Annotated in this window: 21 protein-coding genes; 5 read left to right on the top strand and 16 right to left on the bottom strand. The window is 64.9% G+C overall.

The window, feature by feature from the left end:
* Window positions 1-38 precede the first annotated feature (38 nt).
* Window positions 39-284 (top strand): Lrp/AsnC ligand binding domain-containing protein, encoded by a 246-nt coding sequence (locus XH91_RS11940; protein ID WP_018642903.1) that lies wholly within the window; start codon window positions 39-41, stop codon window positions 282-284.
* Here XH91_RS11940 and XH91_RS11935 read toward each other — a convergent pair.
* The gene (locus XH91_RS11935; protein ID WP_128950779.1) at window positions 281-1,204 is read right to left on the bottom strand and encodes a c-type cytochrome; all 924 of its coding nucleotides are present in this window, start codon (window positions 1,202-1,204) and stop codon (window positions 281-283) included. The two genes, XH91_RS11940 and XH91_RS11935, sit on opposite strands and share 4 nt — an antisense overlap.
* Window positions 1,205-1,357: 153 nt before the next feature.
* On the opposite strand from XH91_RS11935, the gene XH91_RS11930 reads away from it, so the two are divergent.
* Complete coding sequence (locus XH91_RS11930; RefSeq protein WP_128950778.1) at window positions 1,358-1,777, top strand: CHRD domain-containing protein; 420 nt, start codon at window positions 1,358-1,360, stop codon at window positions 1,775-1,777.
* Between the two features lie 223 nt (window positions 1,778-2,000).
* Window positions 2,001-2,366: a VF_A0006 family four-cysteine protein gene (locus tag XH91_RS11925; RefSeq protein ID WP_245477309.1), complete on the top strand. Its 366-nt coding sequence runs from the start codon at window positions 2,001-2,003 to the stop codon at window positions 2,364-2,366.
* 9 nt (window positions 2,367-2,375) lie between these two features.
* Here XH91_RS11925 and XH91_RS11920 read toward each other — a convergent pair whose 3' ends face one another.
* From XH91_RS11920 to XH91_RS11875, 9 genes are all read right to left on the bottom strand, one after another.
* The gene (locus XH91_RS11920) at window positions 2,376-3,659 is read right to left on the bottom strand and encodes a cystathionine gamma-synthase family protein (RefSeq protein ID WP_128950777.1); all 1,284 of its coding nucleotides are present in this window, start codon (window positions 3,657-3,659) and stop codon (window positions 2,376-2,378) included.
* Window positions 3,660-3,949: 290 nt separating this feature from the next.
* Entirely contained in the window at window positions 3,950-4,399 is a 450-nt protein-coding gene (locus XH91_RS11910) for a cytochrome c (RefSeq protein ID WP_128950776.1), read from the bottom strand.
* A gap of 100 nt (window positions 4,400-4,499) precedes the next feature.
* Window positions 4,500-6,809 (bottom strand): xanthine dehydrogenase family protein molybdopterin-binding subunit, encoded by a 2,310-nt coding sequence (locus tag XH91_RS11905; protein WP_128950775.1) that lies wholly within the window; start codon window positions 6,807-6,809, stop codon window positions 4,500-4,502.
* Between the two features lie 314 nt (window positions 6,810-7,123).
* Entirely contained in the window at window positions 7,124-7,411 is a 288-nt protein-coding gene (locus XH91_RS39385; protein ID WP_347339929.1) for a YjiS-like domain-containing protein, read from the bottom strand.
* Between the two features lie 384 nt (window positions 7,412-7,795).
* Window positions 7,796-9,322 carry a murein biosynthesis integral membrane protein MurJ gene (gene murJ / locus XH91_RS11895; protein WP_128950773.1) on the bottom strand — a complete coding sequence of 509 codons (1,527 nt, stop codon included), beginning with the start codon at window positions 9,320-9,322 and terminating at the stop codon, window positions 7,796-7,798.
* 187 nt (window positions 9,323-9,509) lie between these two features.
* Entirely contained in the window at window positions 9,510-10,697 is a 1,188-nt protein-coding gene (locus tag XH91_RS11890) for a DegT/DnrJ/EryC1/StrS family aminotransferase (RefSeq protein WP_206736860.1), read from the bottom strand.
* A gap of 8 nt (window positions 10,698-10,705) precedes the next feature.
* Window positions 10,706-11,710, bottom strand: coding sequence for a Gfo/Idh/MocA family protein (locus XH91_RS11885; protein WP_128950772.1), 1,005 nt, complete (start codon window positions 11,708-11,710; stop codon window positions 10,706-10,708).
* A gap of 181 nt (window positions 11,711-11,891) precedes the next feature.
* A complete protein-coding gene (locus tag XH91_RS11880; RefSeq protein ID WP_164938267.1) occupies window positions 11,892-13,304 on the bottom strand; it encodes a mannose-1-phosphate guanylyltransferase/mannose-6-phosphate isomerase in 1,413 nt (470 codons plus the stop codon).
* Between the two features lie 7 nt (window positions 13,305-13,311).
* Entirely contained in the window at window positions 13,312-14,301 is a 990-nt protein-coding gene (locus XH91_RS11875) for an SDR family NAD(P)-dependent oxidoreductase (RefSeq protein ID WP_128954814.1), read from the bottom strand.
* A 266-nt stretch (window positions 14,302-14,567) separates the two neighbouring features.
* Here XH91_RS11875 and XH91_RS11870 point away from each other — a divergent pair, with 266 nt between their 5' ends.
* The gene (locus XH91_RS11870; protein WP_128950770.1) at window positions 14,568-15,527 is read left to right on the top strand and encodes a lysylphosphatidylglycerol synthase transmembrane domain-containing protein; all 960 of its coding nucleotides are present in this window, start codon (window positions 14,568-14,570) and stop codon (window positions 15,525-15,527) included.
* Entirely contained in the window at window positions 15,524-16,531 is a 1,008-nt protein-coding gene (locus XH91_RS11865) for an MraY family glycosyltransferase (protein WP_128950769.1), read from the top strand. The genes XH91_RS11870 and XH91_RS11865 overlap by 4 nt, the downstream gene beginning before the upstream one ends.
* Here the strand turns inward: XH91_RS11865 and XH91_RS11860 are convergent.
* From XH91_RS11860 to rfaD, 6 genes are all read right to left on the bottom strand, one after another.
* Complete coding sequence (locus XH91_RS11860) at window positions 16,519-17,466, bottom strand: NAD-dependent epimerase/dehydratase family protein (protein ID WP_128950768.1); 948 nt, start codon at window positions 17,464-17,466, stop codon at window positions 16,519-16,521. The genes XH91_RS11865 and XH91_RS11860 overlap by 13 nt on opposite strands.
* Entirely contained in the window at window positions 17,463-18,683 is a 1,221-nt protein-coding gene (locus XH91_RS11855) for a glycosyltransferase family 4 protein (protein ID WP_164938266.1), read from the bottom strand. Before XH91_RS11855 ends, XH91_RS11860 begins: the two co-directional genes overlap by 4 nt.
* A gap of 2 nt (window positions 18,684-18,685) precedes the next feature.
* A complete protein-coding gene (locus tag XH91_RS11850) occupies window positions 18,686-20,599 on the bottom strand; it encodes an SDR family NAD(P)-dependent oxidoreductase (protein WP_128950766.1) in 1,914 nt (637 codons plus the stop codon).
* 110 nt (window positions 20,600-20,709) lie between these two features.
* The gene (locus tag XH91_RS11845; protein ID WP_128950765.1) at window positions 20,710-21,993 is read right to left on the bottom strand and encodes an O-antigen ligase family protein; all 1,284 of its coding nucleotides are present in this window, start codon (window positions 21,991-21,993) and stop codon (window positions 20,710-20,712) included.
* Entirely contained in the window at window positions 21,990-23,474 is a 1,485-nt protein-coding gene (rfaE1, locus tag XH91_RS11840) for a D-glycero-beta-D-manno-heptose-7-phosphate kinase (protein WP_128950764.1), read from the bottom strand. The genes XH91_RS11845 and rfaE1 overlap by 4 nt, the downstream gene beginning before the upstream one ends.
* 12 nt (window positions 23,475-23,486) lie before the next feature.
* Entirely contained in the window at window positions 23,487-24,467 is a 981-nt protein-coding gene (gene rfaD, locus XH91_RS11835; protein ID WP_128950763.1) for an ADP-glyceromanno-heptose 6-epimerase, read from the bottom strand.
* Window positions 24,468-24,568: the final 101 nt, after the last annotated feature.

The following is a 24,568-nucleotide window of genomic DNA, read 5'->3' as shown; positions in this document are numbered from 1 at the left end:
CCTATTAGCCGACAAGATATGCCTTCGGAGTGACTGCAATGGTTCCTTTCTTCGTCCAGATCAAATGCAAGCTCGGCCAGTCCTACACGGTCGCCAATGCGCTTGCGGAAGCCGAGATCGCCTCCGAGATCTATTCCACCGCCGGCCAATACGATCTGCTGGTGAAGTTCTATGTCGACAAGGACACCGACATCGGCCACTTCGTCAACGAGAAGGTGCAAGTGCTGCCCGGCATCCAGGACACGCTCACCATCATCACCTTCAAGGCGTTCGGCACCGGCTAGCCGCCTTCCTTGCGCTTGGGCGGCGTCGGGCCGTCGACCGGCGGCAACGACTTCAAATAGGCCGCCATCGCGGCGCGATCCTCTGGCTTCAGTTGCGCCAGATTCTTGATCACCGGCCGCATCGAGCCCGATGCGCTGTCGCCTTCGGGCATGTCGCCGGTCTCGAGGAAATCGGCGATATCCTTCTCACTCCAGTCACCGATGCCTTTCTGCGTGATGTTCGGCACCCAGCCCTCGCCTTCGGGATTGGGGCCGCCGGCAAAGCGCTGCGAGCTGATGACGCCGCCGAGCAAATTGCGCGGGCTGTGGCATTCGGCGCAATGGCCAAAACCGTTCACGAGATAGGCGCCGCGATTCCACTCTGCCGGATGCATCGCCGCCGGCACGAACGGCCTGACATCCATGAACAGCAATTTCCAGATGCCGACATTGCGGCGGATATTGAAGGGAAACCGCAGATCGTGGTCGCGCACGCGGCCGGCGACCGGCGGCAATGTCTTCAGATAGGCAAAGAGATCGCGGACGTCATCAACTTTCGCGATGTGATAGGACGTGTAGGGAAACGCCGGGAAGTAGTGCGTGCCCTCGGGCGAAACGCCGCGCTTCACCGCATTGACGAAATCGGCCTCGCTCCAGCGGCCGATGCCGTCGGTGGGATCAGGGGAAATGTTCGGGGCATAGAACGTCCCGAATGGCGAGCCGAGCGCGAGACCGCCGCCGAGCTTCAAACGGTCCGGCTGGTTGGGCACGGCATGGCAGGACGAGCAGCCGCCGGCGTTGAACAGTTCCTGCCCGTTGGCAAGGTCGGGCCCGCGGGTCGGCGCCGGCAAGGCCAAGGCGCTCGGCGCAGTCAGCCACCAGTAGACGGCAAAGGCTGCGACAGCAGCAATCAAAGTGACATAAATTGTTCGTCGCAGCATTGAGGATCCCATTGAGCTCGAGCGAATTTACGGATCATCCTGCAGCCGCTCCAGCCACGAATAATTTAGATGGTTTGATCGGAATCCGGGAATAAAGTCGGGACCGCACTGTTTGCAAGTTGACAGCAATCAGGCGTCAACAGGGAGAGACCCATGAACAAAACGCTTTTTGCCACGCTGGCACTCGGAGCCGCCGTCGCATTCGCAGGCTCGGCCAGCGCGGAGAAACTGAAGGCGACGCTGGACGGAAAGTCCGAAGTCCCCGCCAATGCCAGCGCCGGCAAAGGCACCGCCGATCTCGACTATGACGCCGCCACCAAGAAGCTGTCCTGGAAGGTGAGCTATTCCGGCCTCTCCGGCCCCGCCACCGCCGCCCATTTCCACGGGCCTGCCGAGGTCGGCAAGAACGCCGGCGTCGCGGTGCCGATCCCCGGTATCGCCAACAGCCCGGCCGAGGGCTCGGCGACGCTAACCGACGCGCAGGCCTCGGATCTGCTGGCCGGCAAGCTCTATGTCAACATTCACACCGCGGCGAACCCGGGCGGCGAAATCCGCGGACAGGTGACGAAGTAAGTTTTAAGGCAATGTTGTCGACGAAGGCCGGGAGCGCGCTGCGTGTCCCGGCCTTTTCGATTCCGGGTAGTGCGAATGTGAGCCTTGTAGTCCGGATGGAGCAAAGCGCAATCCGGGGATGAATATTCAGCTCGCAACCACTTCCGGGATTTCGCTTCGCTCTATTCGGGGTACGAGACTAAAATATCCATTGGCGCCATCATCGCAGCGCCGGGAGCTGTTCATGACGAACGCATCGATGAAACGGAATAAGCCGCCGCGCGTCGCGTCCCTCAACGCGGCTTGCCCGCTGTCAGCCGTTGTCATTGCCGCGGGACTGCTGCTGTCATCGGCCGAGATGGTTGCCGCGCAAACCGACATGGAAAGGCAGGCGCAATGCGAGCTGTCCGCCATCCGTGACACGCGATCGCCACTTGCCGTCCAGTCGATCCGTTCGGCCTGCAACTGGCTCGTGGTCAACGGCGACTCCCTGCTGAACGCCTCCAGCAAGGGCTATTATGTCTGCCTCGTGCGCCAGCTCTCGGGCGCCCAGTCCAACGAGGCGGCCGCGGCGATCATGTCGGCCTGTCGCGCATCCAATCCCCTTTGAATCTGTCGCCTACGCCACACTCAGCGCGTGCTCGAGATCGGCGATCAGATCCTGCGGATTTTCGATGCCGATCGACAGGCGGATGGTGCAATCGAGCACGCCGATCTTGCGGCGGATATCGGCGGGAACGCCCGAGTGGGTCATGGTCGCCGGCAGGCTCGCCAATGATTCCGTGCCGCCGAGGCTGACCGCGAGCTTGAAGATCTGCAAGCCGTTGAGAAACGTCTCCGCCGCCGCCTGGCCGCCGACGATATCGAACGAGAAGGTCGATCCTGCGCCGAGACATTGTCGCGCGAACACGCGCCCGGCCGGCGAGCTCTCCGCGTGATGGCCGAGATAGTGGACCTTCGCGACCTTGGCATGGTCGCGTAAGTAGTCCGCGACCAGGCGCGCGTTGCTGTTGGCCTTCTCCATGCGCAGGCTCAGGGTCTCCAGCGAGCGGTTGATCATCCAGCAGGAATGCGGATCGAGCTGGGTGCCGATGGCGCCGCGCAGCGCCTTGATGCCCTTCATCACCGCCTTGGTGCCGAGCGCCGCACCCGCAATCAGATCGGAATGGCCGCCGACATATTTGGTCAGCGAGTACAGCGAGATATCGGCGCCATGCTCGATCGGCCGCTGAAACACCGGACCGAGCAGCGTGTTGTCGCAGGCGATGATCGGCGTGTGGCCCTGGGCCTTGCCGATGCTGTCGGCGACGCGGCGCATCAGCGCGATGTCGACGAGCCCATTGGTCGGGTTGGCCGGCGTCTCGACCAGGATCATCGAAACCCGCCCCCGACGCATGGCCTCTTCCGCAGCTGCGTTGACCACCGCCTCATCGATGCCGTCGGCAAAGCCGACCGCGCCCATCGAGAAGCGCGACAGCGTGTTCGTCAGCAGCGTTTCGGTGCCGCCATAGAGCGGCTGCGAGTGCAGAATGACATCACCGGGCCGAACGAACGCCAAAATGGTCGTCGAGATCGCCGCCATGCCTGAGGAGAACAGCGCACAGCTCTCGGTGCGTTCATAGACCGCGAGCCTGTCCTCGACGATCTCGCTGTTGGGATGGTTGAAGCGCGAATAGACCAGGCCCGCGCCCATGCCCTCCGGCGGCTCGCGCCGGCCCGCGACGTAGTCGAAGAAGTCCTGCCCGTCCTCGGCCGTCTTGAACACGAAGGTCGAGGTCAAGAACACCGGCGGCTTGATGGCGCCTTCCGACAGCTGCGGATCATAGCCATAGGTCAGCATCAGCGTTTCCGGATGCAGCATATGGTTGCCGATATGGGTTTTCGACGGAAATGGTTTTGCCATGGCCAGTCTCGCTGTTGATGCAGTTCCTCGCCGCGCGTCGGAACGCGGGACGGCGTCGGGCATCAACGCCGCAGCGGCGCGAGCAAACATAGTCCTTCTGGCGCTGATCCGTCAGGGCGTGCGGACAGAATTTGCGGCACGCACCGCTTGTCATTCCCCGCGAAAGCCGGGAATCCAGTATTCCGCGGCCCATCGGTTGAACCACAGCCGTCTCAGAGTACTGGATCGCCCGGTCAAGCCGGGCGATGACGGGGAGTGCGTAGCTATGGTTGAGGCGACACCGCGTCGTCTTACTTCAGCTTCAGCCGATAGGTCTCGTGGCAATCGTTGCAGCGGTCGTTGATCGAGGTGTAGGCCGCCTTGAGGCTCGCGACATCGTGGATCTTGCCCTTCACCTCGGCAATCGCCTTTTGCACCGGCGGGATCTTTGAATCGAAATCGGCTTTCTGCTGCCACACCTTCGGCGACGAACCGTAGGTGGCATTGACGACGTCCTGCTTGGGATTGACCTCGAAGGTCTTGGCGATCTTGCCAACATCCGCCTCCAGATTGGCAATTGCCTCGTCGGCTTGCTTCTGGTTGTAGGGGATGTCGCCCTTGGTCATCTTCAGGATGACAGTGTAGAGGCTCTTGGCCTGCGAGCGCATCAGATTGTCCTGCTGGACGGCGACCTCCTGCTGCGCCATCACGGCGCCCGCACCCAGAAGCAGGGTGCCCGCGACAACAAGAATCCGTTTCATAGGCTTGTTACTCCGGCTCGCAAGTCGGTTTGGGGGAAGACCATAGGGGTTAGAACCCGGCCGCGGGCCGTTAATTCCCGCGGGGCGCCAGGCGGCCGCCTTACAGGCTGTGGCGGCGGTGGTGCTCGTTGATCGCGATCCACACCCGTTCCGGCGTTGCCGGCATGTCGATGTGGTCGATCTTGTACTCGCGCCAGAGCCCGTCGACGATGGCGTTGACGACGGCCGGACAGGAGCCGATCGCGCCGGCCTCGCCCGCGCCCTTCACGCCCATCGGATTGGTCGTGCACGGAATGTTGTTGGTCTCGAACACGAAGGCGGGACCATCGGCCGCGCGCGGAAGCGCATAGTCCATGTAGGTGGCGGTGATGAGCTGGCCGTCGGTCGCGCCGTAGACCACCTGCTCCATCAGCGCTTGGCCGATGCCCTGCATGGCGCCGCCATGCACCTGGCCCGCGAGCAGCAGCGGATTGAGCGTCTTGCCGAAATCGTCGACGATCACGTAGTTGACGATTTTGATGATGCCGGTGGCCGGATCGATCTCGACTTCGGCCACATGCGTGCCGTTGGGATAGGTGCCGTCAGCGGATGCGAAGGTCGCACTCGCATTCAGCTTCGACGGGTCGGCGCCCGCGCGCTTGGCGACATCGGCGAAGCTCATGGACCGGTCGGTACCGGCGATCCTGATGATGCCGTCGGTGATCTCGAGGTCACCGGCGCTGGCTTCCAGCGCCTGCGCCGCGATCTCCTTGATCTTCTGGCCGAGCTCGCGCGTGGCGCGCTCGACGCTGACGCCGCCTGACGGGATCGAGGCCGAGCCGCCGGTGCCGAGGCCCGTCGCAATCTCCGCAGTGTCGCCCTGGTGGACGTGCACGCGCTCGGGAGCAACACCGAACTGTTCGGCGACGATCTGCGCATAGGCGGTCTGGTGCCCCTGCCCGCTCGACTGCGTGCCGATCAGGACGGTGATGTCGCCGTTGGGGTCCATCCGCACATTGGCGGTCTCCTCGCCCATGGTGCCGCAGACCTCGACATAGCTCGCAAGACCGATGCCGCGGATCAGGCCATTCTTCTTGGCCGCCTTGGCGCGCTTTGAAAACTCCTTCCACTCCGCGATGTCCATCGCGCGCTTCAGATGCGCGGCGAAATCGCCGGAATCGTAGACCTTGCCGGTCGCGGTCTTGTAGGGCAGCGCCTTCGGCGGAATGAAATTCTTGCGGCGGATCGCATCCGGCGTCATGTCGAGCTTGCGCGCGCAGGCGTCGACAAGGCGTTCGATGACGTAGGCGGCCTCGGGCCGGCCCGCGCCGCGATAGGCATCGACGGGCACGCTGTTGGTGAAGATGGTGCGCACGCGGCAGTGGAAGGCCTGGATGTCATAGAGACCCGGCAGCATGCCGGCGCCGCCATGCGGGATATAGGGCCCGAAGGTCGACAGATACGCGCCCATGTCGCCGATCAGGTCGCAATCCATCGCGAGGAACTTGCCGTCTTCAGTGAGCGCCATCTTGGCGGTGGTGACGTTGTCGCGGCCCTGCGCATCGCCCATGAAATGCTCGGAGCGATCGGCCGACCATTTCACGGCCTTCTTCAGCTTGCGCGCCGCCACAGCCATCAGGGCGTATTCGCGGTATGGGAACAGCTTGGTGCCAAAGCCGCCGCCGACATCAGGGCAGATCACCCGCATCTTGTCGGTGGGAATGTTGAGCACGTTCTGGCAGAGGATGTCGCGCAGGCGGTGGCTGCCCTGGCTGCCGACGGTCAGCGTCAGATGATCGTTCTTGGCATCGTATTCGCAGACCGCCGCGCGCGTCTCCATGAAGCTCGCGACCACGCGCGGATTGACGATCGCGATTTCGGCGACCGTATGCGCCTTGGCGAAGGCCGCATCCGTTGCCGCCTTGTCGCCGATCGAGACGTCGAACAGCACGTTGCCCGGCTTATCCGGCCAGACCTGCGGCGCGCCTTTCTTGACGGCGTTGACGACGCCGGTCACCGCCGGCAGCGGGCTCCATTTGACCTCAATCGCCTCGATCGCGTCGCGCGCCTGGTCGATGGTCTCCGCGACCACGAAGGCGACGGCATCGCCGACATGCCGCACCTCGTCCTTGGCCAGGATCGGGTAAGGCGGGCCGGTGAACGGATCGGTCTCGAAATTGAACAGGCAGGGCAGATTGCCGAGATCCCCAACCTCGGCCGCTGTCAGAATCAGCGCAACGCCAGGCAGGGTTCGGGCACGGCCGGCGTCGATGGTGAACTTGGCATGCGCATGCGGCGAGCGCAACACCAGGCAGCGCAGCGCGGCCTGCGGTGCGAAATCGTCGGTATAGCGGCCCTTGCCGCGGATCAGCGCGTCGTCCTCCTTGCGAAGCACGCTTTGGCCAACGCCGAACTTGATGGGGGCTGCCATTGTCTTGTCCCGTCCTATGGTTGTTTTGCGAACCATATTGCCGTGGAAAAACAGGCAGTGCAAACGGCTTTAGGCAAGCCGGGCCCGCGAAAAATCGTCCCGTGGCTCGCGCCTCAGAGCGGGATTGGACGGAAGGGCCGCAGTGCGGTCATTTCCCTGTGAAGATCAATGATCGATCAGGCGCCCTCGCCCCGGTGTTGGTGAAACGACCGGATGGCAGGATCGTCGCTGGTCTCGCGCCGCGGCGCATGCCTGAGAACAACCGGCCGCACCAAGCCAGTCGTTCTCAGAGCGCAGGTCTTGCGATGGATCATTCACATCCCACCGCAGTTCCAGAGATACCGCGTGCTGTCTCTCAGGTTATCGATCGCGCGCTGGGGCGAGAGGTAGTCGACCTCGCCGCGCGTCAGGCCGATGTCCATCAGCTCCCTGTCGCTCAGAACCTGCAAGGTCAGCTGCGGGTTCTGGCGCCGCGCCAGAAACGCAAGCCAGGCGCGCTTGAGCAGACCGATGAGGCTTGGCGTCGATGCCGCCGTTGGTCCGGCAGCCTCCGGCAACGCGCCGCCCAGCGCCGCGGCGGACGCCTTGAGACGCGCGGCCAAAGCTTGATCGACCGCGCTCTTCGCTGAGACAATAGTGCGGCTGAGGCCGGGCCTTGCGGCCTCGCCCCCAATTCCGGGTGAGATATCCGTGAGTTGTGGTGGCATCGTACGCTCCTGCTGTTGTGCCGGCAGGGAGCGTGGCCAAACAAAAGGCCCCGTCCGATGCCGGCGGGGCCTGGTGGAGAAGATGTCGTCGTCGAGATACTAGCGCACGACTCCTTCCACGGCCCGGCCGAAGCGGGTCATGTGGTTGAAGTTGACTTTGCGCGAGCATTTAATCATGCAGCGCCAATAGCACGGGAATCGCGCAAAATCAAGAGGTGTGCGGAAGCTGACTGCACCCTGGAGGCGAGCCCCTCGCACCAACGTCGCTTTCGCCCGCTGCTAGTTGCGCACCAGCGAGAGCAGCCAGCTGCGCCCGAACAGCACGAGGATCGCCAGCGCATAGACGATCGTGCCTCCGATGGCCAGCAGCACCAGCGTCACTTCATGGTGGAAGCGCATCGCGCCCAGCGAAGATCCGCTGACACGTGCAATCAGCCAGAACGCGGCCGCGAGGATGATCCCGGTCAGCAAAAACTTGCCGATCGACATCAGCCAGGCGCGATCGAACACGAGAAAACCGCGCCGTACGGCGAAGAACAGCACCAGAAGCAGATTGGTCCAGACCCCGACGGCGGTCGCCAGCGCGAGGCCGATCTGGGCGAGCGATCCCATCAAGGCGACCTTGAGCGCGACGTTGACCGCGATGCCGCTCAGCGACGCCCGCACCGGCGTCGCGGTGTCCTTGCGCGCATAGAAGGTTGCGACCGCGCTGCGGATCAGCACGAACGGAATGAGGCCAATGGCATAGGCCGCAAGCGTGCCGCCGGCGGCAATCGCATCGGCCTTCGAAAACGCGCCGCGGGCGAACAGCGCGCGCATGATCTCGTCGGGCACGGTGAGGAAGGCGGCGACGAACGGCACCGAGAACAGCAGCGTGAAATCGAAGGCGCGGCGCTGCGCCTTCATCGCGCCGTCATGGTCGTTGGCCGTGATCCGTTTCGACATTTCCGGCAGCAGCACCGTGCCGATGGCAATGCCGATCACGCCGATCGGCAATTGATTGAGACGGTCGGCGTAATACAACGCCGACAGCGCGCCCGCGGGCAGGAAGGTCGCGATGATGGTGTCGGCGAACAGCGCGACCTGCGTGCCCATCGAGCCCAGCGTCGCCGGGCCCAGCGCCTTGAAGAAGCCGCGGACGTCTTCGTCGAGCTTGAGCGGTGCAAAGCGCGGCAGGCCGCCATGAAGCGCGAGATCGCCCGCGAGCAGGAAATACTGCAGGAAGCCCGAAATGAGGACGCCCCAGGCGGCGGCGTGGCCGGCGGTCGGAAACCAGACGGCGACCGCCAGCGTCATCATCATCGCGACGTTGAGGAAGATCGAGGCGGCCGCGGCGCTGGCAAAGCGCTGCATCACGTTGAGCATGCCGCCATAGAGCGTCACCAGCGTGATCAGCAGCAGATAGGGGAATGTGATCCGGGTCAGCTCGATCGCGAGCCTGCGCTGCTCGGCATCCTCCGAAAAGCCCGGCGCAAGCAGGCTCATGGCCTGCGGCATGAACAGCCAGGCGACGATCAGCAGCACCACCTGCGAGGCCAGCAGCAGCGTGAAGATTCGGTCGGCGAACAGGTGTGCCGCCCCCTCCCCCTTCTCGCCATGGACATGCGCATAGGCCGGCACCCAGGCGGCGTTGAAGGCGCCCTCGGCAAAGATCGCGCGGAAATGATTGGGCAGCCGCAGCGCCACGAAAAAGGCGTCGGCCACAGGGCCGGCGCCGAGGATCGCCGCGAGCATGATGTCGCGGGCAAACCCCGTCAGCCGCGAGAGCAGCGTGTAACCACCAACCGTGAAGATGCGTCCGAGCATGCGTCTGTTTTAGAGCATGGCGAGATTAGGTCTAGGTGCCCGCCGCGATGAAGCTGTGCCCCCTCCCCCGCCTGCGGGGGAGGGTTGGGGAGAGGGTGTCTCGACAACGAAGAATCCCCCAGAGGAGAAAGCCCTCACCCGGCGCTTCGCGCCGACCTCTCCCGCGAGCGGGAGAGGTGAACCAAGATCACCCCGCGAGCGCACCGCGCACGGCGGCGATGACCCGCTCCTGATCGGCTTCGGTCAGATAGGCGTGCATCGGCAGGCTGATGACGTCCTGCGACAGGCTCTCGCAGGCAGGCAGGCCGCCCTCGGCGACCGGATACTGCCTGTAGGCGGACTGCTGATGCATCGACTTGCCGTAATAGACCGCCGTCGGCACGCCCTGGGCCTTCAGCGCGGCGGCAAAGCCGTCCCGGTCGGTGCCTTCAGGCAGGCGGATGGTGTACTGCGCCCAGACCGAGGTATTGCCCGGCGCCAGACGCGGCACGGTAACCACGTTGGACAGGCCGCGCGCATAGCGCTCGGCGACCTTGTTGCGGGCGGCGATCTCGTCGTCAAAGATCTTCAACTTCTCGATCAGGATCGCGGCCTGCATGGTGTCTAGCCGGCCGGTGAGGCCGAGGCGGACATTGTCGTATTTGTCGACGCCCTGCCCGTGCACGCGGATGCTGCGCAGGGTCGCCGCGAGTTCGTCGTCATCGGTCAGGATCGCGCCGCCGTCGCCGAAGCAGCCCAGCGGCTTTGCCGGGAAGAAGCTGGTCGTGGTGGCGAGCCCGAAGGTGCCGAGCTTGCGACCCTTGTAGCTTGCGCCAAAACCTTGCGCGGCATCATCGATGATGAAGAGGCCTTCGGCCGCGGCGATCTCGGCGATGGCATCGTGGTCGGCAGGTTGCCCGAACAGATCGACCGGAATGACCGCGACAGGCTTCAAGCCGGCCTTGCGCGCGCCCGCAATGCCGCGCTTGAGCGACTCCGGGTCCATGTTGAAGGTCGTCTCATCGACGTCGACATAAACAGGCGTCGCGCCGGTCCGTGCCGCCGGAGACGCCGTCGCGATGAAGGTGAAGGAAGGACACAGCACGGCATCGCCAGGCCCGACATTCCTCGCCATCAGCACCATCAGCAGCGCATCGGTGCCGTTGGAGCAGGCCACCACGTGCTTGGCGCCGCAATAGACCGCAAGCTGCTTCTCGAGCTCGAAGACCTCGGGGCCGTTGACGAACTGGCAATGGTCCATCACGCGCTTGACGGCGGCATCGAGCGAGGCGCCGAGCCGGACGCGCTGCGAGGCGACGTCGATGAAGGGGATGGGTTCGGAACGCAGATGCTGGTTCATGGTCTGGTTCTTGGCGCCTTCTTGCGTGGTCGACATGGATAGGGTTAGCCGGCGACGCGGCGCGGGCCCTTGATGGCAGGCGATTTGGCCGCGGGCCGTGACGGCGTCTCGAGGCACTGCGTCGCGATCTCGAGGCTGGCGACGCCCTCGTCGCCGGTGACCGCGGGAGTCTCGCCGTTACGCACGGCCTTGAGGAAGGCGATCAGCTCGGCGCGCAGCGGCTCGTCATGGCCGACGGGCAGATGCCGCATCGAGTAGCTGCCATCAGGCTTGAAGCCGAAGCATTCGGTGACCTGGCGCGTCAACAGATCGCCCATCACGTATTTGCCGCGGGTCGCGACCGTGACGCTGCGCGCCTTGAACGGCGTCAGCCAGTTGGTGTTGATGTGGGCAAGGACGCCATTGGCGGTACGGAACTGGAGCAGCGCGATGTCCTCGCGCTCGGCGACCGCACTCGACAGTTGCGGCTGCACCTCGACGATGTCGGATTCGGTGAACCAGCGGATCAGATCGATGTCGTGCACGGCGAGGTCAATGACGACGCCGACATTGGACATGCGCGGCGGGAACGGACCGACCCGCGTGATCGCGATGGAGAGAATGTCCTCGCCCGCGATCGCCTGCTTGACCGCGGCAACGGCCGGATTGAAGCGCTCGACATGGCCGATCATCAGCGTGACGCCGGCCTTTTGCGCGGCGGAGACGATCTCGCGGCCCTCTTCCACCGTCGAGGCGATCGGCTTCTCGACCAGCACGTGGATGTTCTTGCCGATGCAAGCCAGCGCGACCTCGTGATGCAAATGGGTCGGCGCCGCAATGGTGACGGCGTCGACGCCCTCGGCGAGGAGCTGGTCGAGCGTCTCGAAGCTGTTGCATCCGGCAAGCTCGGTCGCGCGCGTCCGATGTGTCGGCGAAGGATCGACCACGCCGACCAGGCTGACGCCGGGCAGACCGGCGAGCACCCGCGCGTGGTTGCTGCCCATCACGCCGGCGCCGATGACACCGACGCGCAAGCCGGCCTTCGCCGGCTGTGATCCCATGGAACTCATCTGATCGAACCCCGATTCAACGCAAATCCCCGGGCCGCTTCTAGCACGGGTGCCACAGATGTGGCGAATGCCGGCCAAATTGGCCGGACACGATTTGATTCAAAAAATTACACGTTCTCCGGGCGTTAGCCGCCAAAAGCGGGCTTTTGGGGCCCGGATCGCGTGATTCGGAGTTCGCTGGTTACGACCTTTGATAGTCGTCTTCAATCCGGATGATGTCGTCTTCCCCGAGATAGGAGCCGGTCTGGACCTCGATCAGTTCCAGCATGATCTTACCGGGGTTCTCCATCCGGTGCACGGCGCCCATCGGAATGTAGATGGACTCGTTCTCATGCACCGTCTTCACCGTCTCGTTCACGGTGACGCGGGCGGCGCCGCGGACCACGATCCAGTGCTCGGCACGATGGTGATGCTTCTGTAGCGACAGACGACCGCCCGGCTTCACCACGATGCGCTTGACCTGGTGTCGCTCGCCATTGTCGACCGACTGATAGCTGCCCCAGGGGCGATGCACCCTGAGATGCTCCTCGGTGACCTTCGGCGCGACCGCCTTCAGCTTGGTGACGAGACGCTTCAGCCCGTTGGCATCCTTCTGCCGCGAGACCAGCACCGCATCCGCGGTCGCGACGACGACGAGATCGTCGACGCCTTCGAGCGCGACCAGTGCGTGATCGGTCGTGACGTTGCAGTTGTGCGAATCCTCGAACACGGCGGTGCCGTGGGCCGCATTGCCTTGCGCGTCCTTGTCGGACAATTCCCACACGGCGCGCCAGGAGCCGACGTCGGACCAGCCGCACGACACCGGCACCACCGCGGCGCGCGACGTCTTCTCCATCACGGCGTAGTCGATCGAGATCGCCTTCGCCGCGCCAAAGGCCTGCGGCTCCAGCGTCACGAAGCCGAGATCGCGGCCGGCATTGGCGACCGCATTGGAGACCGCATCCACGCTCGCCGCATCGACCTTGCGATACTCGTCGAGCAGCAGGCTTGCGGGAAACATGAAGTTGCCGCTGTTCCAGAGATAGCCCGAATTGACGTAATCCGCGGCCTTCACCGCATCCGGCTTCTCGACGAAGCGTGCGACCGCATGCACTTCGCCCGAGATCACCTCACCCGGGCTGATATAGCCGTATTCGGTGGCCGGCCGCTCCGGCTTGACGCCGAAGGTGACGATGCGGCCGGTGCTCGCGGCAGCTAAGCCCTCGCGGCACGCCGCGACGAAGGCGGGGTTGTCCTGCACCACGTGATCGGCGGCGAGCGCCAGCACGATCGCTTCACCGGTGCGGTTTTGCGCGAATGCCGCACCGGCGGCGATCGCAGGGCCGGAGTCGCGGCGCATCGGCTCGAGGATGACGTCGGCCTCGATGCCGATCTCGGCGAGTTGCTCCAGCACCATGAAGCGGTACGCCGCATTGGTGATGACAACCGGGCGATCAAACAGCGACGGATCGGAGACGCGCAGCAGCGTGTCCTGGAAGGTCGAGCGCGGGCCGAACAGCGGCAGGAACTGCTTCGGGCGAACCTCGCGCGAAGCCGGCCACAGCCGCGTGCCGGCACCACCGCACATGATCAGGGGGATAATGCGTTTGTCCATCGTCATTTCAAACCTTGTAGTGGTCGCGATACCAGGTGACAAAATTGTGGACCCCGCGCTCGATCGGCGTTGACGGTGCAAAGCCGGTGTCGCGCATCAAATCCTCGACATCCGCGAACGTTTCCACCACATCTCCCGGCTGCATCGGCAGCAATTCTTTGATCGCCGTCCGGCCCAGCTCCCGCTCCAGAAGTTCGACGACATGCATCAGCTCTTCGGGGCGGTGATTTCCGACATTGTAGGTTCGAGACGGCGCATTTGCGGCAGCCGGATTGTCCGCAGGCACGAGATCGACAAGTTTGGATACGACACGCGTCACGTCGTCGATATAGGTGAAGTCGCGGCGCATCCTGCCATGGTTGAAGAGCCGGATCGGCTTGCCGGCCATGATGGCGTTTACGAACAGAAACATGGCCATATCAGGCCGTCCCCATGGGCCGTAGATGGTGAAAAAGCGCAAGGCCGTGACCGGCAGCCGGTACAGATGGCTGTAGGACTGCGCCATCACCTCGTTCGCCTTCTTGGTCGCAGCATAGAAGCTCACTGGATGATCGGTCCGGTCCTGCACGGAAAACGGCCGTTTCGTGTTCGCGCCGTAAACGGAGGATGACGAAGCGTAGACAAGATGACGACATCCGTTGTTTCGACAGCCCTCCAGCACGTTGAGAAAGCCCTGGAGATTGGAATCGACGTAACTGTGGGGCTGGTCGATCGAGTAGCGGACGCCGGCCTGGGCCGCCAGATGCACGACTTTGGCAAATCGGTGTTGCGCAAACAGCGCCGCGATCGCCTCGCGATCGGCAAGATCGGCCTGCACGAAGGAGAAACCGGATTGGCCCTGCAACAGCGCCAGCCGCGCCTGCTTCAGCGCCGGATCATAATAGGTGTTGAGATTATCGAGCCCGACGACGGGCCTGCCCTCGGCCCGCAGCTGCCGGGCGACGTGAAAGCCGATGAAGCCGGCGGCTCCCGTGACCAAAATCGCCTGATCCGTCATCCTGTTCCCAAGGCAAAATCCTGAGGCAAAGCCGAGGACATGCTTCGCCACACTGGCAATGTCAGCCTCTTTAGACGCCCCCCCGCGGGGGCCGCAATAGCCAGCGACTTTAACGGTAAAGAGCCCCCACAGGCGCTCGAGGGCCGTTGCAAGAGAGCTCAACAGAGCTATTGCAAGATCGGCGCCAAAACCATACCAAAGCGGCCGAATTCGGCGCCTGGCGTCGGGTAACCTCAACCTTCGCCAACCCTGTTCATGCGGGCGAGATGCGCCGAATCCTGCTGTCGACGGCCAAAATCCTGATCTCCGCGGCACTGCTCTATCTGGCATTGCGCAAGGTCGACCTGACCGAGCTGTTCTCGCGCTTCACCGTGTCCAGCCTGCTCTGGATCGGCCTGGCGATCGCGGTGACATTCCTGCAGATCTTCGTTGGCGTGCTGCGCTGGCGCGATGTCAGCGCCGCATGCGGCGCGCCGCTCGAGCTCGCCCGCGCCATGCGCTACAACGTGATCGGCTCGTTCTTCAACCAGACCCTGCCGTCCGCAATCGGCGGCGACGCGGTGCGGCTGTGGCTGGTCGCGCGTGCCGGCGCCGGATGGCGCGCGGCGACCTATTCGATCTTCGTCGATCGCGCCATCGGCCTGATCGCGCTGGCGATCCTCATCGTCGCGAGCCTGCCCTGGAGTTATCAACTGATCACCGACCCGCACGGACGCTCGGCGCTGTTGCTGGTCGATTTCGCCGCGCTCGCCGGCGGCATCGGCTTCCTGATCTTCGGCGCGCTGCGATGGTCGTGGCTGAAGACCTGGTGGGCGACCCATCACCTCCACGCCTGTGCCGTCATTGCCAATCGCGTCATCTTCAACGCGGCGCGCGGGCCGAGGGTGGCGATCCTGTCGCTGCTCGTTCACGTGCTCACTGCCGTCATCGCCTGGTGCGTGGTGCAGTCGATCGCAGCACCCGTCAGCTTCGCGCAGGTCTTCCTGCTGGTGCCGCCGGTGATGCTGATCACCCTGATGCCGATCTCGATCGCCGGCTGGGGCGTGCGCGAGGCCACCATGGGGCTGGCCTTCGGCTTCGCCGGACTTGCCGCCAACGAAGGCGTCAACGTCTCATTGCTGTTCGGCGCGGTCTTCTTCATCGTCGGCGCCGTCGGCGGCCTGGTCTGGATCCTCAGCGCGGAGAAAGCCGCGCAGGGCTCGGCGCATCTCGGGGTCCGGGAGTGAGCGCGCCCACCATCGTGGCCTCGCTGCTCGCCATTGCGATCGCCGCGCTGATCTCGGCGCTGATCACCTGGACCAGCCGCCCCCTGCTCCAGCGCTATGCGCTGGCGCGGCCGAACGCGCGCTCCTCGCACCGCATTCCGACCCCGCAAGGTGCGGGCATCGCGGTGATCGCGGCAACGCTGCTCGTCGCGTCCGCCTGGGCGGCGTGGGCGAACATTGCGATCCCGCCCGCGCTGGTGATTGCGACCATCGTGATCGCGCTGGTCGGCTTCGCGGACGACATCGTGTCCCTGCCGGTGCTGGTACGGCTCGTGCTGCAGGCGACCTGCGTCGGCGCCGTGGTGTTCACCGCGCCCGAAACCGCACGCATCGTGCCGGCGCTGCCGCTCGCTTTGGAGCGCGGGCTCGTCCTGCTCGCCGGTGTCTGGTTCGTGAATCTCGTCAACTTCATGGACGGGCTCGACCTGATGACGGTGGCGGAGGTGGTGCCCGTCAGCGCAGCGCTGCTGCTGCTGGGCCTGCTTGGCGATCTGTCCTGGCCGGCGGTGCTGATCGCCACCGCCCTGTGCGGCGCCATGCTCGGCTTTGCGCCGTTCAACAAGCCGGTTGCGAAGGTGTTCTTGGGCGATGTCGGCAGCCTCCCGATCGGCCTTCTGCTCGGCTGGTGCCTGCTGGAGCTCGCCTGGCGCGGGCAACCCGCCGCGGCGCTGCTGCTGCCGGCGTATTACCTCGCGGATTCCACCATTACGCTGTTCCGCCGGATCGCGCGCCGCGAGCAGTTCTGGTCGGCGCACCGGTCGCATTTCTACCAGCGCGCCACCGACAACGGTTTTTCGGTTCCGCGCGTCGTCGGCGAAGTCTTTGTGCTCAACCTCGTGCTGGCGGCCCTTGCGCTGGTCACGGTCCGGTCAGGCTCGGTGACGGTCACGCTGATCGCGCTGCTGGCGGCCGCGATCGCGATCGCCTTCGTGCTGCGGCGGTTCTCCCGCTCTCAGGCGTCGTGAGCCGATAGCGCCAGCCGCAGGCCCTCGTCGAGCGTCACCGACGGCTGCCATCCCGTTGCGATCGCCTTGGACACGTTGAGCTCGAGCGAGCCGATCAGGCTGTCATGGGTGTCCTGCCGGCCGAGCAGGCCGAGCAGCGAGCTCAGCAGCTCCGGCGACATGCCGAACAGCCTCGGATTCTTGCCCGACGCTTTGGCCAGACGCTCGATGAATTCGGGCGTCGAGACCTGCTCCCTGTCGGCCACCAGGAAAACCTCGAAATTGCTCGCGCGGTCGGGCTTGCCTAGCCGGCGCAGGATGAAAGACGAGAGGTTCTGCACGGCCAGGAAGGCACGGTGATTGCGGATCGAACCGAAAGGCAGCGGTAATCCCAGGTTCACCGCACGCGTCAGCAGCGCGAAATTGCCCTTGGCACCCGCGCCATAGACCAGCGGCGGCCTGATCACCGAGATAGTCATCTGGCTGTCGCGCGCGAGCGTCCTCAAGCCGGCCTCGGCCGCCGCCTTGGACATGCCGTAGAGGCCGCGCGGCGTCAGGATGTCGTTTTCGCTGAACGGGGCGCGGCCCTCGTTGCTGCGGCCATGCACCAGGACCGTGCTGACGAAGATGAACTGGCGCACGCCGGCCATCGCCGCAGAGCGCGCCAGGTGCAGCGTGCCGGCGATGTTGACGTTGCGGTAGAGCTGGACCGCGTGCTCCTCGTGCTTGTGATGCACGCGGGCGGCGAGATGAACGACGGCGTCGACGCCCTCGAGCGCAGTTGTCCAGTCGGTGTCGGGACCGATGGTCTCGATGACGACCTCGTCGCCCTTCCCTTCCGAACTGCGGACCGCGCGCCGGACCGACCATCCTTCGCGCTCCAGGTCGGGTACGACGTGACGACCGACGAAGCCACTCGCTCCCGTCACCAACACAAGCGGCCTGTCCTTGCTCATCGTTGCTCCGAAAGGTTCGGGTTGCGCAACAATTCGTCGATCATGGCGGCATAGGCGTTCATCGCGACGCCGCGATCGAACCCCGATGCCGCCTTCACCGCGCGCGCAGCCATGGCGCCGTCGCTGGAGGCGGATGCCGCCCGGATCGCAGCGGCCAGCTGATCGGCGCGGCCCGGCGCCACCACCCAGCCGAGCCCGCCCTCCACCACGGTCAGGGCAGCCTCGGCCTCGGGCTCCGAGACCAGCACGACCGGACGGCCGACCGCCAGCAGATTATAGAAGCGGCTCGGCACCGACACCCCGGCGACGTCCTTCCGGTAGGGGATGATCCAGAGGTCGGCCGCAGCCAGGAACGCCTCGAGCTCGGCATCCTCGACCCGCGCCACGAAGCTGACATTGGGCAGGTTCGCCTCAGCCTGCAACTGCTTCAGCCGCGCGAAGCCAATGCCCCAGCCGGACAGCAGGAAGCCGATGTCCGGCTCGTTCTTCAGCAGGCCCGCCGCCTCGAACACGATCTCCGGATCGTGGGTGAAGCCGAGATTGCCTGATAGCCCGACGATGAAGCGGGCCGAAAGGTGCCTGCGGAACGGATTGTCCGGTGTCACCGGCCTCAACCCCGGCACCAGCGTCGCCCAGTTCGGAATGAAGCGGATCTTGTTGCGCGTCATGCCGGCATAGCTGAGCAGCGGCGCTTGCGCATCGCGCCCGATGGTCACGACGGCACTGAGGGCGCGAAACATCAGGCTGTTGGCGGCGCGCATCACGCCCGCAACGATCGAGCGCGGCTTCAAGAGACCTGCCATCACCAGCACGTCGGGAAACAGATCATGCATGATCAGCGCCGAGCGCGCGCCCTTGAGCCAGGCCGCGGCCACCACCGCGTAGGGCAGCATGAACGGCGCGGTCACTGTGAGCACGACGTCACCGCGCTGCAGGCGCCGCAGCAGCGCGACGAAGATGCGCAGCACGAACAGCAGCTCGGAGATGCCGCGCCGGACCAGCGCCGCCTTTCCCGCCATGCGGTTTCTGATGGCGATGACCCGCGGCTTGTCGGGGCCGATCTGCGAAGCCGGCAGCGCGCCTGGTGAACCCGACAGCACCACGACCTCGTGGTCGGATGCAAGGCGGCAGGCGATCTCGGCCATGATCGCCGCGGTCGTGCTCGGATCGGGCGGATAATGCTGGCTCGCGACGACAATCTGGCCCTGCGACTGCATGCTCAGGCCGCTGACGACCCGAACTCGGGGACTGCATCCTTGAGGATGGTCCTGATGGTCGCCCGGTCGTCGCGCTCGATGGCCTGATCGAGCGCCGTGATCCATTTGCGCAGGGTCTGCATCGGCGGCTCGTTCGGCTGCGCGGCCATGATGCCGGCGACACCGATCTCGCGGGTCGGCTCTTCCGAGGCAAACAGGATTTCGTGCAGGCGCTCGCCCGGCCGCATCCCCGTGAACACGATCTCGATGTCGTAACCGGGTTGCAGGCCGGAGAGACGGATCATGCGCTCGGCCAGATCGACGATCTTCACCGGCTGGCCCATGTTGAGAACGTAGACGGAAACGTCCGAACGCGCCGTGCCGAGCGCATGCGTCGCCGCCGTGATGACGAGGTCGCAGGCCTCGCGGATGGTCATGAAATAGCGGACCATGTCGGGATGCGTCACCGTGACAGGGCCGCCGGCCTCGATCTGGGCCTTGAACTTCGGCACCACCGAGCCGTTCGAGGCCAGCACATTGCCGAAGCGGACGGAGATCAGCCGCATCGGCGGCTTGGCGCCGGCGGCGGCCGCCGCAAGATCGTGGTCGAGCGCCTGGCAGTACATCTCGGCGAAACGCTTGGTGAGGCCGAGCATCGAGACCGGCTCGATCGCCTTGTCGGTCGAGATCATCACCATGGCTTCGGCGCCGGCGGCGAGCGCCGCGTCGGCGACGTTGATCGATCCGAAAATGTTGGTCTTGACGCCCTCGCTCCAGTCGCGCTCGAGGATCGGCACGTGCTTGAGCGCTGCCGCGTGGAACACGATGTCGGGCTTGAACTCGGCCATTAGGCGCATCACGCGCTCGCGGTCGCGGATGTCGGCGATCCGTCCCTCGATCGCAGCGCCCGCATCGTGCGCGGCGAGCGCCTCGGTGACCGCATAGAGCGCCGGTTCGGAATTCTCCAGGATCAACAGGCGCGCGGCGCCGAAGGCGACGACACGCTCGCAGATCTCCGAGCCGATCGAACCGCCGCCGCCGGTGACGATCACCGCCTTGCCCCTGATCAGGTCTTCGAGGCGCGCATAGTCGATCTTTTCGCTCGGCCGCAGCAGCAGGTCCTCGACCGCGACGGCGGTCAGCCGCGGCGTGTCGCCGCTCTCGAGCGAGGGCATGCGGTTGACGATCACGCCGAGCTTGCGCGCCCGCATCAGGATCGATTCCGGATGCGCCTCCGGCTCGAACGCCGACGGCGTCATCACCACGCGCGCGATCGGCTTGTCGCGCTTGGCGAAAGCGGAGACCACGTCCTCGATGTCGTCGATGTCGCCCAGCACCGGAACGTTGCGGATGAACTGACCGCGATCCGAGCCCGACGGCGACAGCACGCCGACCGGCCAGATCCGCTTGATCGCCCCACTCTCGATGCCGCGCAGCAGCACCTCGGCGTCCGCAGCGCGGCCGATCAGTAATGTCGGCGCGGCATCCTCCGCGCGAGCATGACGCCGAACCCGCGTGTAGCGAAAGTAGCGATAGGCCATGCGCAAGGCGCTGAGAAAGAAGATCTCGAGGAACCAGTAGAGAACGATCGTCACCTTGCCGAAGAAAAAGGCCCCGCGGACATTGGGAGCAACAATGATGTAGTCCAGCGCCAGCAAGGCAACTGTCAGCACGCTAGCGACGCGGACAATGTTGATCGCATCCGGCAACGAGATGAAGCGCCATTTCGTCGTGGTCAGGTTGAAAATGAAGAACACGACTACGCTGAAGGCGAGAAAGTACGGCAGGATTTGGAATAGCAGCGGCAAGCGGTCATAGAAACCGTCCGCCCCCTCAAAACGCAGATAGAACGCCGCGAACAACGCCGCTGTCGTAGCGAGCAGGTCGTGGAGCGCAATCATGAAATTGCGCAATGAAAGATGCGAAAGCCGCGTCATCCGCCGACCGATGATTATCCCGTTAGTTCAACCTGCCCGCGCTGATAGCCCATCTCGGCGAGACTTGCCAGCAGAAGACTTACTACCTAGCGGTTTGCCAGCCCCAACGCTCAGGAACCCACTTTCCCCACTTTCGCGCCCTCCCGTTGTGCCCGGATTACCATGCCGCCGGCAACGCCGACGCCGATGACGTACATCCAGCCCTCGTGAAAATCGAACAGATGGGAGTTGAACAGCGAGGTGAAGACGTTCTGCACCACAATCAGAAGGCCGATCCAATGGGCTGGTCCGTCGCCGCGAAACAGAAGTAGATGCAGGATCCAAATCGCGTAGAGAACGACGACGCCGATGATCCCCCACTGGATGGCGACGTGCAGAGTCTGGTTATGCGGATTCGGAAAGACCCTGACGCCCGGAACCCATGAGGGCTCTTGCGCGGCTCTCTCAAACAGCCCCTGCGAGGAACCGGTACCGTGTCCCACAAGAGGAGCTTCCGCAAAAAACTGAACGGCATGCCGCCAATATTCGAGGCGCTCGCCGATGGACGTCGGCACGCTCTCTTGGGTGTAAAGGCGGTAATCCCGCGAAAACGTGTCTGCGGTCTTGCGCAATTGCGGCGAAGCCTGCCAGGCGATCGCAGCGCCGGCGATCAGGGCGAGCGAGATAACCGCGATGCTGCGCCATCTCAAATGAAGCAGCGCGAACACGCCGAACATGATCGGAACCGTGACGAGCGCGGTGCGCGACACCACCACGAAGACCATATTGACGAAGAAGCTTAGCGCCACCGCCGTCAGCAATCCGGCCAGCCAGTAGCGCTTCTCGCGCAGGAGCAGCACGACAGGATAGGCGAGCGCGACTGCGCACAGCGTGAATTCCTGGCTCTGGTCGATGTAGTTCTTGACGAAGATCCCGCGCTCCAGATGGTCCGGCTTGAGCGTCAGGTCGGGATAGAACGCGACCAGCCAGGACATCACCGAGAGCAGCGCGCAGGACACCAGGAAGGCGACGAAGATCCAGTTTCCGCGCGGCGAGCGCTCGAAATGATAGAGCAGCACCGGCAGCACGAGCAGCTTGACGGTCGGGCCGACGGCATAGAGGCGCACACCCCAGGCCGCGTCCGACCACAGCGTTCCCACCAGCGCGAGCACGAACAGCGCGATCGGCGCCGCACAGATCGGGCGCGTCAGCGATTGCAGGAACGCCCTGATGTCGAGGAACGGCACCATGCAGACCAGGAACGCAGCGTTGAAGATGGCCGCGAGCGAGGTCGACCAGGGCAGCGAGGCGACCGTGAGAATCGCGAACAGGTCGACGGTCTCGCTCCAGGCGACCGGACTGCGGAAACGCCGCCACAGCATCTGGGCGGTCGTCTCCCCCGCAAGCGCCGTCACGTGGTGCCTCCGCGCGCACGATGGACCAGCGCGGTCGTGCTGAATCCCTTGAGGATGTCGACCAGCACGACCGTTCCTCCGGCGGCCTCGACGACCTCGTGACCGACCACCTGCTCGCGGGTGTAATCGCCGCCCTTGACCAGCACGCTCGGCGTGATCCGCCTGATCAGGTCGATCGGCGTGTCGTCCTCGAAGATGACGACGAGATCGACCGCTTCGAGCGCGGCCAGCACCTCCGCACGCGCCTGCTCGTCCTGAACCGGACGATCGGCGCCCTTCAGCCGCCGCACCGAGGCGTCGCTGTTGAGCCCCACAATGAGGCGATCGCAGGCCGCGCGCGCCGCGGTCAGCACCTTGACGTGGCCGGGATGCAGGATGTCGAAGCAGCCATTGGTGAAGCCGACCCGCAGCCCCTCTTGCTTCCATTCGGCGAGCCGGGCCTCGAGGTGACCGGGCGCGGCCACGACCTTCTCCTCGGCCGCGAGCGTGGCGTGCGGCAGGATCTTTCGGCGCAGCTCGATGGCGCTGACGCTGGCGGTCCCCTGCTTGCCGACGGCGACCGCGGCCGCCGCACTCGCCATGCGCAGCGCCGTGTCCCAATCCGCGCCCGCCGCGATCGACACCGCGAGCGCTGCGGCGACGGTGTCGCCGGCGCCGGAAACGTCGCGCACCTTCACCGGGAAGGCCGGAACATGCACGGCCTCGCCATGGCGCGGCACCAGCGTCATGCCGTGCTCGCCCTGGGTGACCAGGATCGCCTCGCAATCGGCGAGCCGCATCACGTCCTCTGAGGCGTCGACGATGCTCTGCGGCGTGTCGGCGCGGCTGCGGGTGGCTTCCGCGAATTCCTTGCGGTTGGGCGTGAGCAGCGTCGCACCGCGATAGATCGCCCAGTTCAGGCTCTTGGGATCGACGATCACGGGCTTGCCGGCGTTTCGTGCGGCATCGATCGCATGGCGGATCACGCGCGCGGTCAGCACGCCCTTGGCGTAGTCCGACAGCAGCACGATATCGGCGCGCGCGATCTGCGGCAGGATCGCCTCGATCAGCCTGCTCTCGATCTCATCGGAGGCGGCTTGCGCCTGCTCCCAATCCGCACGCAGCATATGCGTGGAAAAATGCTCGGAGACGAAGCGGACTTTTCGCGTGGTCGGGCGTGACGGGTCGGACACCAGCACGGTTTCGATCCCGGCATGATCAGCCAGTGCCGAGGCAAGCTGCCTGCCGGCATCGTCCTCGCCGACGAGGCCGACGAAGACGCAGCGCGCATCGAGCGACGCGATATTGCGCGCGACGTTGCCCGCGCCGCCGATATGGATCTCGCTGCGCTGGGCCGTGATGACGGGGGTCGGCGCCTCCGGCGAAATCCGCGACACCTCGCCATAGACGAACTCGTCCAGCATGATGTCGCCGATGCAGAGCACCGTGCGGCCGCAGATGGCTTGCGCGAGGGCATCGAAATCGAGAATCGGCGTCGGCATGGTCAAATGGCCTTAACGGAAGCGGTCGGGCCGGTCGAGATAGTCGGCGACATAGGCCTTCACCGCGTCCTCGAGCGTCGTGAAGCCGCCGTTATAGCCGGCGCGGCAGAGGCGATCGACCTCGCTCTGGGTGAAGTACTGGTAAGCACCGCGAATGTTCTCGGGCATGTCGATGTATTCGATGTTGGGCCTGGTGCCGAGCGCGGCATAGGCCGCCAGCATCAGGTCCTTGAAGCTGCGCGCCTTGCCGGTGCCGACATTGAAGAGGCCGGAGACGGCAGGCGTCGCCAGCAGCCACAGGATGACGCGCACGACGTCGTCGACATAGATGAAATCGCGGCGCTGGTCGCCGTCGGCGATGCCCTCGCGATGCGACTTGAACAGCTGCACGACGCGGCCCGCCTTGACGTCGTCGAAGCGGCGCGCCAGCACGCTCATCATCGCGCCCTTGTGGTACTCGTTCGGGCCGAACACGTTGAAGAATTTCAGGCCCACGCATTGCGGCGGCAGCGCATCGCCATTTGCGACGCGGCCGGCGACCGCGAGATCGAACATGTGCTTGCTCCAGCCGTAGAGGTTCATCGGCCGCAGCTTCTTCAGTGCCGGCAACGAGGCATCGTCGCCAAAGCCGGCCTCGCCGTCGCCATAGGTCGCGGCCGAGGAGGCATAGATGAACGGCACGGCGCGCGCCGTGCACCAGTCCAGGAGGCGCATCGACATGCGGAAATTGGTCTCGAACACGTGGTCGCCGTCGGTCGCGGTGGTCGCGGAGATCGCCCCGAGATGGATCACGGCGTCGAGCCTGCGGCCCTCCAGCCAATCGAGCAGTTCGGCCGGCGGAACGATATCCACAAGCTGCCGCTTGGCGAGATTGCGCCACTTGCCGTCGCTGCCGAGGAGATCGCAGACCACGACGTCGCTGCGGCCGGAATCGTTCAGCGCGGCGACGACATTCGATCCGATAAAACCGGCCCCGCCGGTCACCAGCAACATTCCAACCACCCTGCCCGATCTTGTGCGGCCCGATACCTGCCGTAGCGCATCATCTGCCAAAGTGTAAGCATTTTGGGACCCGCCTCCTCCCGGCTTTACCT

Source organism: Bradyrhizobium guangzhouense (assembly GCF_004114955.1).
GTDB classification, from domain to species: domain Bacteria; phylum Pseudomonadota; class Alphaproteobacteria; order Rhizobiales; family Xanthobacteraceae; genus Bradyrhizobium; species Bradyrhizobium guangzhouense.
Note: the sequence above shows the minus strand (reverse complement) of the source record. Positions and strands in the feature narration are given on the sequence as shown.

Excerpts from the sequence above, each read along its gene's own strand:
- XH91_RS11875 (WP_128954814.1), bottom strand. The coding sequence starts at position 14,301 with ATGACGGATCAGGCGATTTTGGTCACGGGAGCCGCCGGCTTCATCGGC.
- XH91_RS11855 (WP_164938266.1), bottom strand. The coding sequence starts at position 18,683 with ATGCAGTCGCAGGGCCAGATTGTCGTCGCGAGCCAGCATTATCCGCCC.
- XH91_RS11935 (WP_128950779.1), bottom strand. The coding sequence starts at position 1,204 with ATGCTGCGACGAACAATTTATGTCACTTTGATTGCTGCTGTCGCAGCC.
- XH91_RS11870 (WP_128950770.1), top strand. The coding sequence starts at position 14,568 with ATGCGCCGAATCCTGCTGTCGACGGCCAAAATCCTGATCTCCGCGGCA.
- rfaE1 (WP_128950764.1), bottom strand. The coding sequence starts at position 23,474 with ATGCCGACGCCGATTCTCGATTTCGATGCCCTCGCGCAAGCCATCTGC.
- XH91_RS11910 (WP_128950776.1), bottom strand. The coding sequence starts at position 4,399 with ATGAAACGGATTCTTGTTGTCGCGGGCACCCTGCTTCTGGGTGCGGGC.
- XH91_RS11860 (WP_128950768.1), bottom strand. The coding sequence starts at position 17,466 with ATGAGCAAGGACAGGCCGCTTGTGTTGGTGACGGGAGCGAGTGGCTTC.
- murJ (WP_128950773.1), bottom strand. The coding sequence starts at position 9,322 with ATGCTCGGACGCATCTTCACGGTTGGTGGTTACACGCTGCTCTCGCGG.
- XH91_RS11940 (WP_018642903.1), top strand. The coding sequence starts at position 39 with ATGGTTCCTTTCTTCGTCCAGATCAAATGCAAGCTCGGCCAGTCCTAC.
- XH91_RS11905 (WP_128950775.1), bottom strand. The coding sequence starts at position 6,809 with ATGGCAGCCCCCATCAAGTTCGGCGTTGGCCAAAGCGTGCTTCGCAAG.
- XH91_RS11930 (WP_128950778.1), top strand. The coding sequence starts at position 1,358 with ATGAACAAAACGCTTTTTGCCACGCTGGCACTCGGAGCCGCCGTCGCA.
- XH91_RS11880 (WP_164938267.1), bottom strand. The coding sequence starts at position 13,304 with ATGGACAAACGCATTATCCCCCTGATCATGTGCGGTGGTGCCGGCACG.
- XH91_RS11890 (WP_206736860.1), bottom strand. The coding sequence starts at position 10,697 with ATGTCGACCACGCAAGAAGGCGCCAAGAACCAGACCATGAACCAGCAT.
- XH91_RS11850 (WP_128950766.1), bottom strand. The coding sequence starts at position 20,599 with ATGACGCGGCTTTCGCATCTTTCATTGCGCAATTTCATGATTGCGCTC.
- rfaD (WP_128950763.1), bottom strand. The coding sequence starts at position 24,467 with ATGTTGCTGGTGACCGGCGGGGCCGGTTTTATCGGATCGAATGTCGTC.
- XH91_RS11925 (WP_245477309.1), top strand. The coding sequence starts at position 2,001 with ATGACGAACGCATCGATGAAACGGAATAAGCCGCCGCGCGTCGCGTCC.
- XH91_RS11920 (WP_128950777.1), bottom strand. The coding sequence starts at position 3,659 with ATGGCAAAACCATTTCCGTCGAAAACCCATATCGGCAACCATATGCTG.
- XH91_RS11885 (WP_128950772.1), bottom strand. The coding sequence starts at position 11,710 with ATGAGTTCCATGGGATCACAGCCGGCGAAGGCCGGCTTGCGCGTCGGT.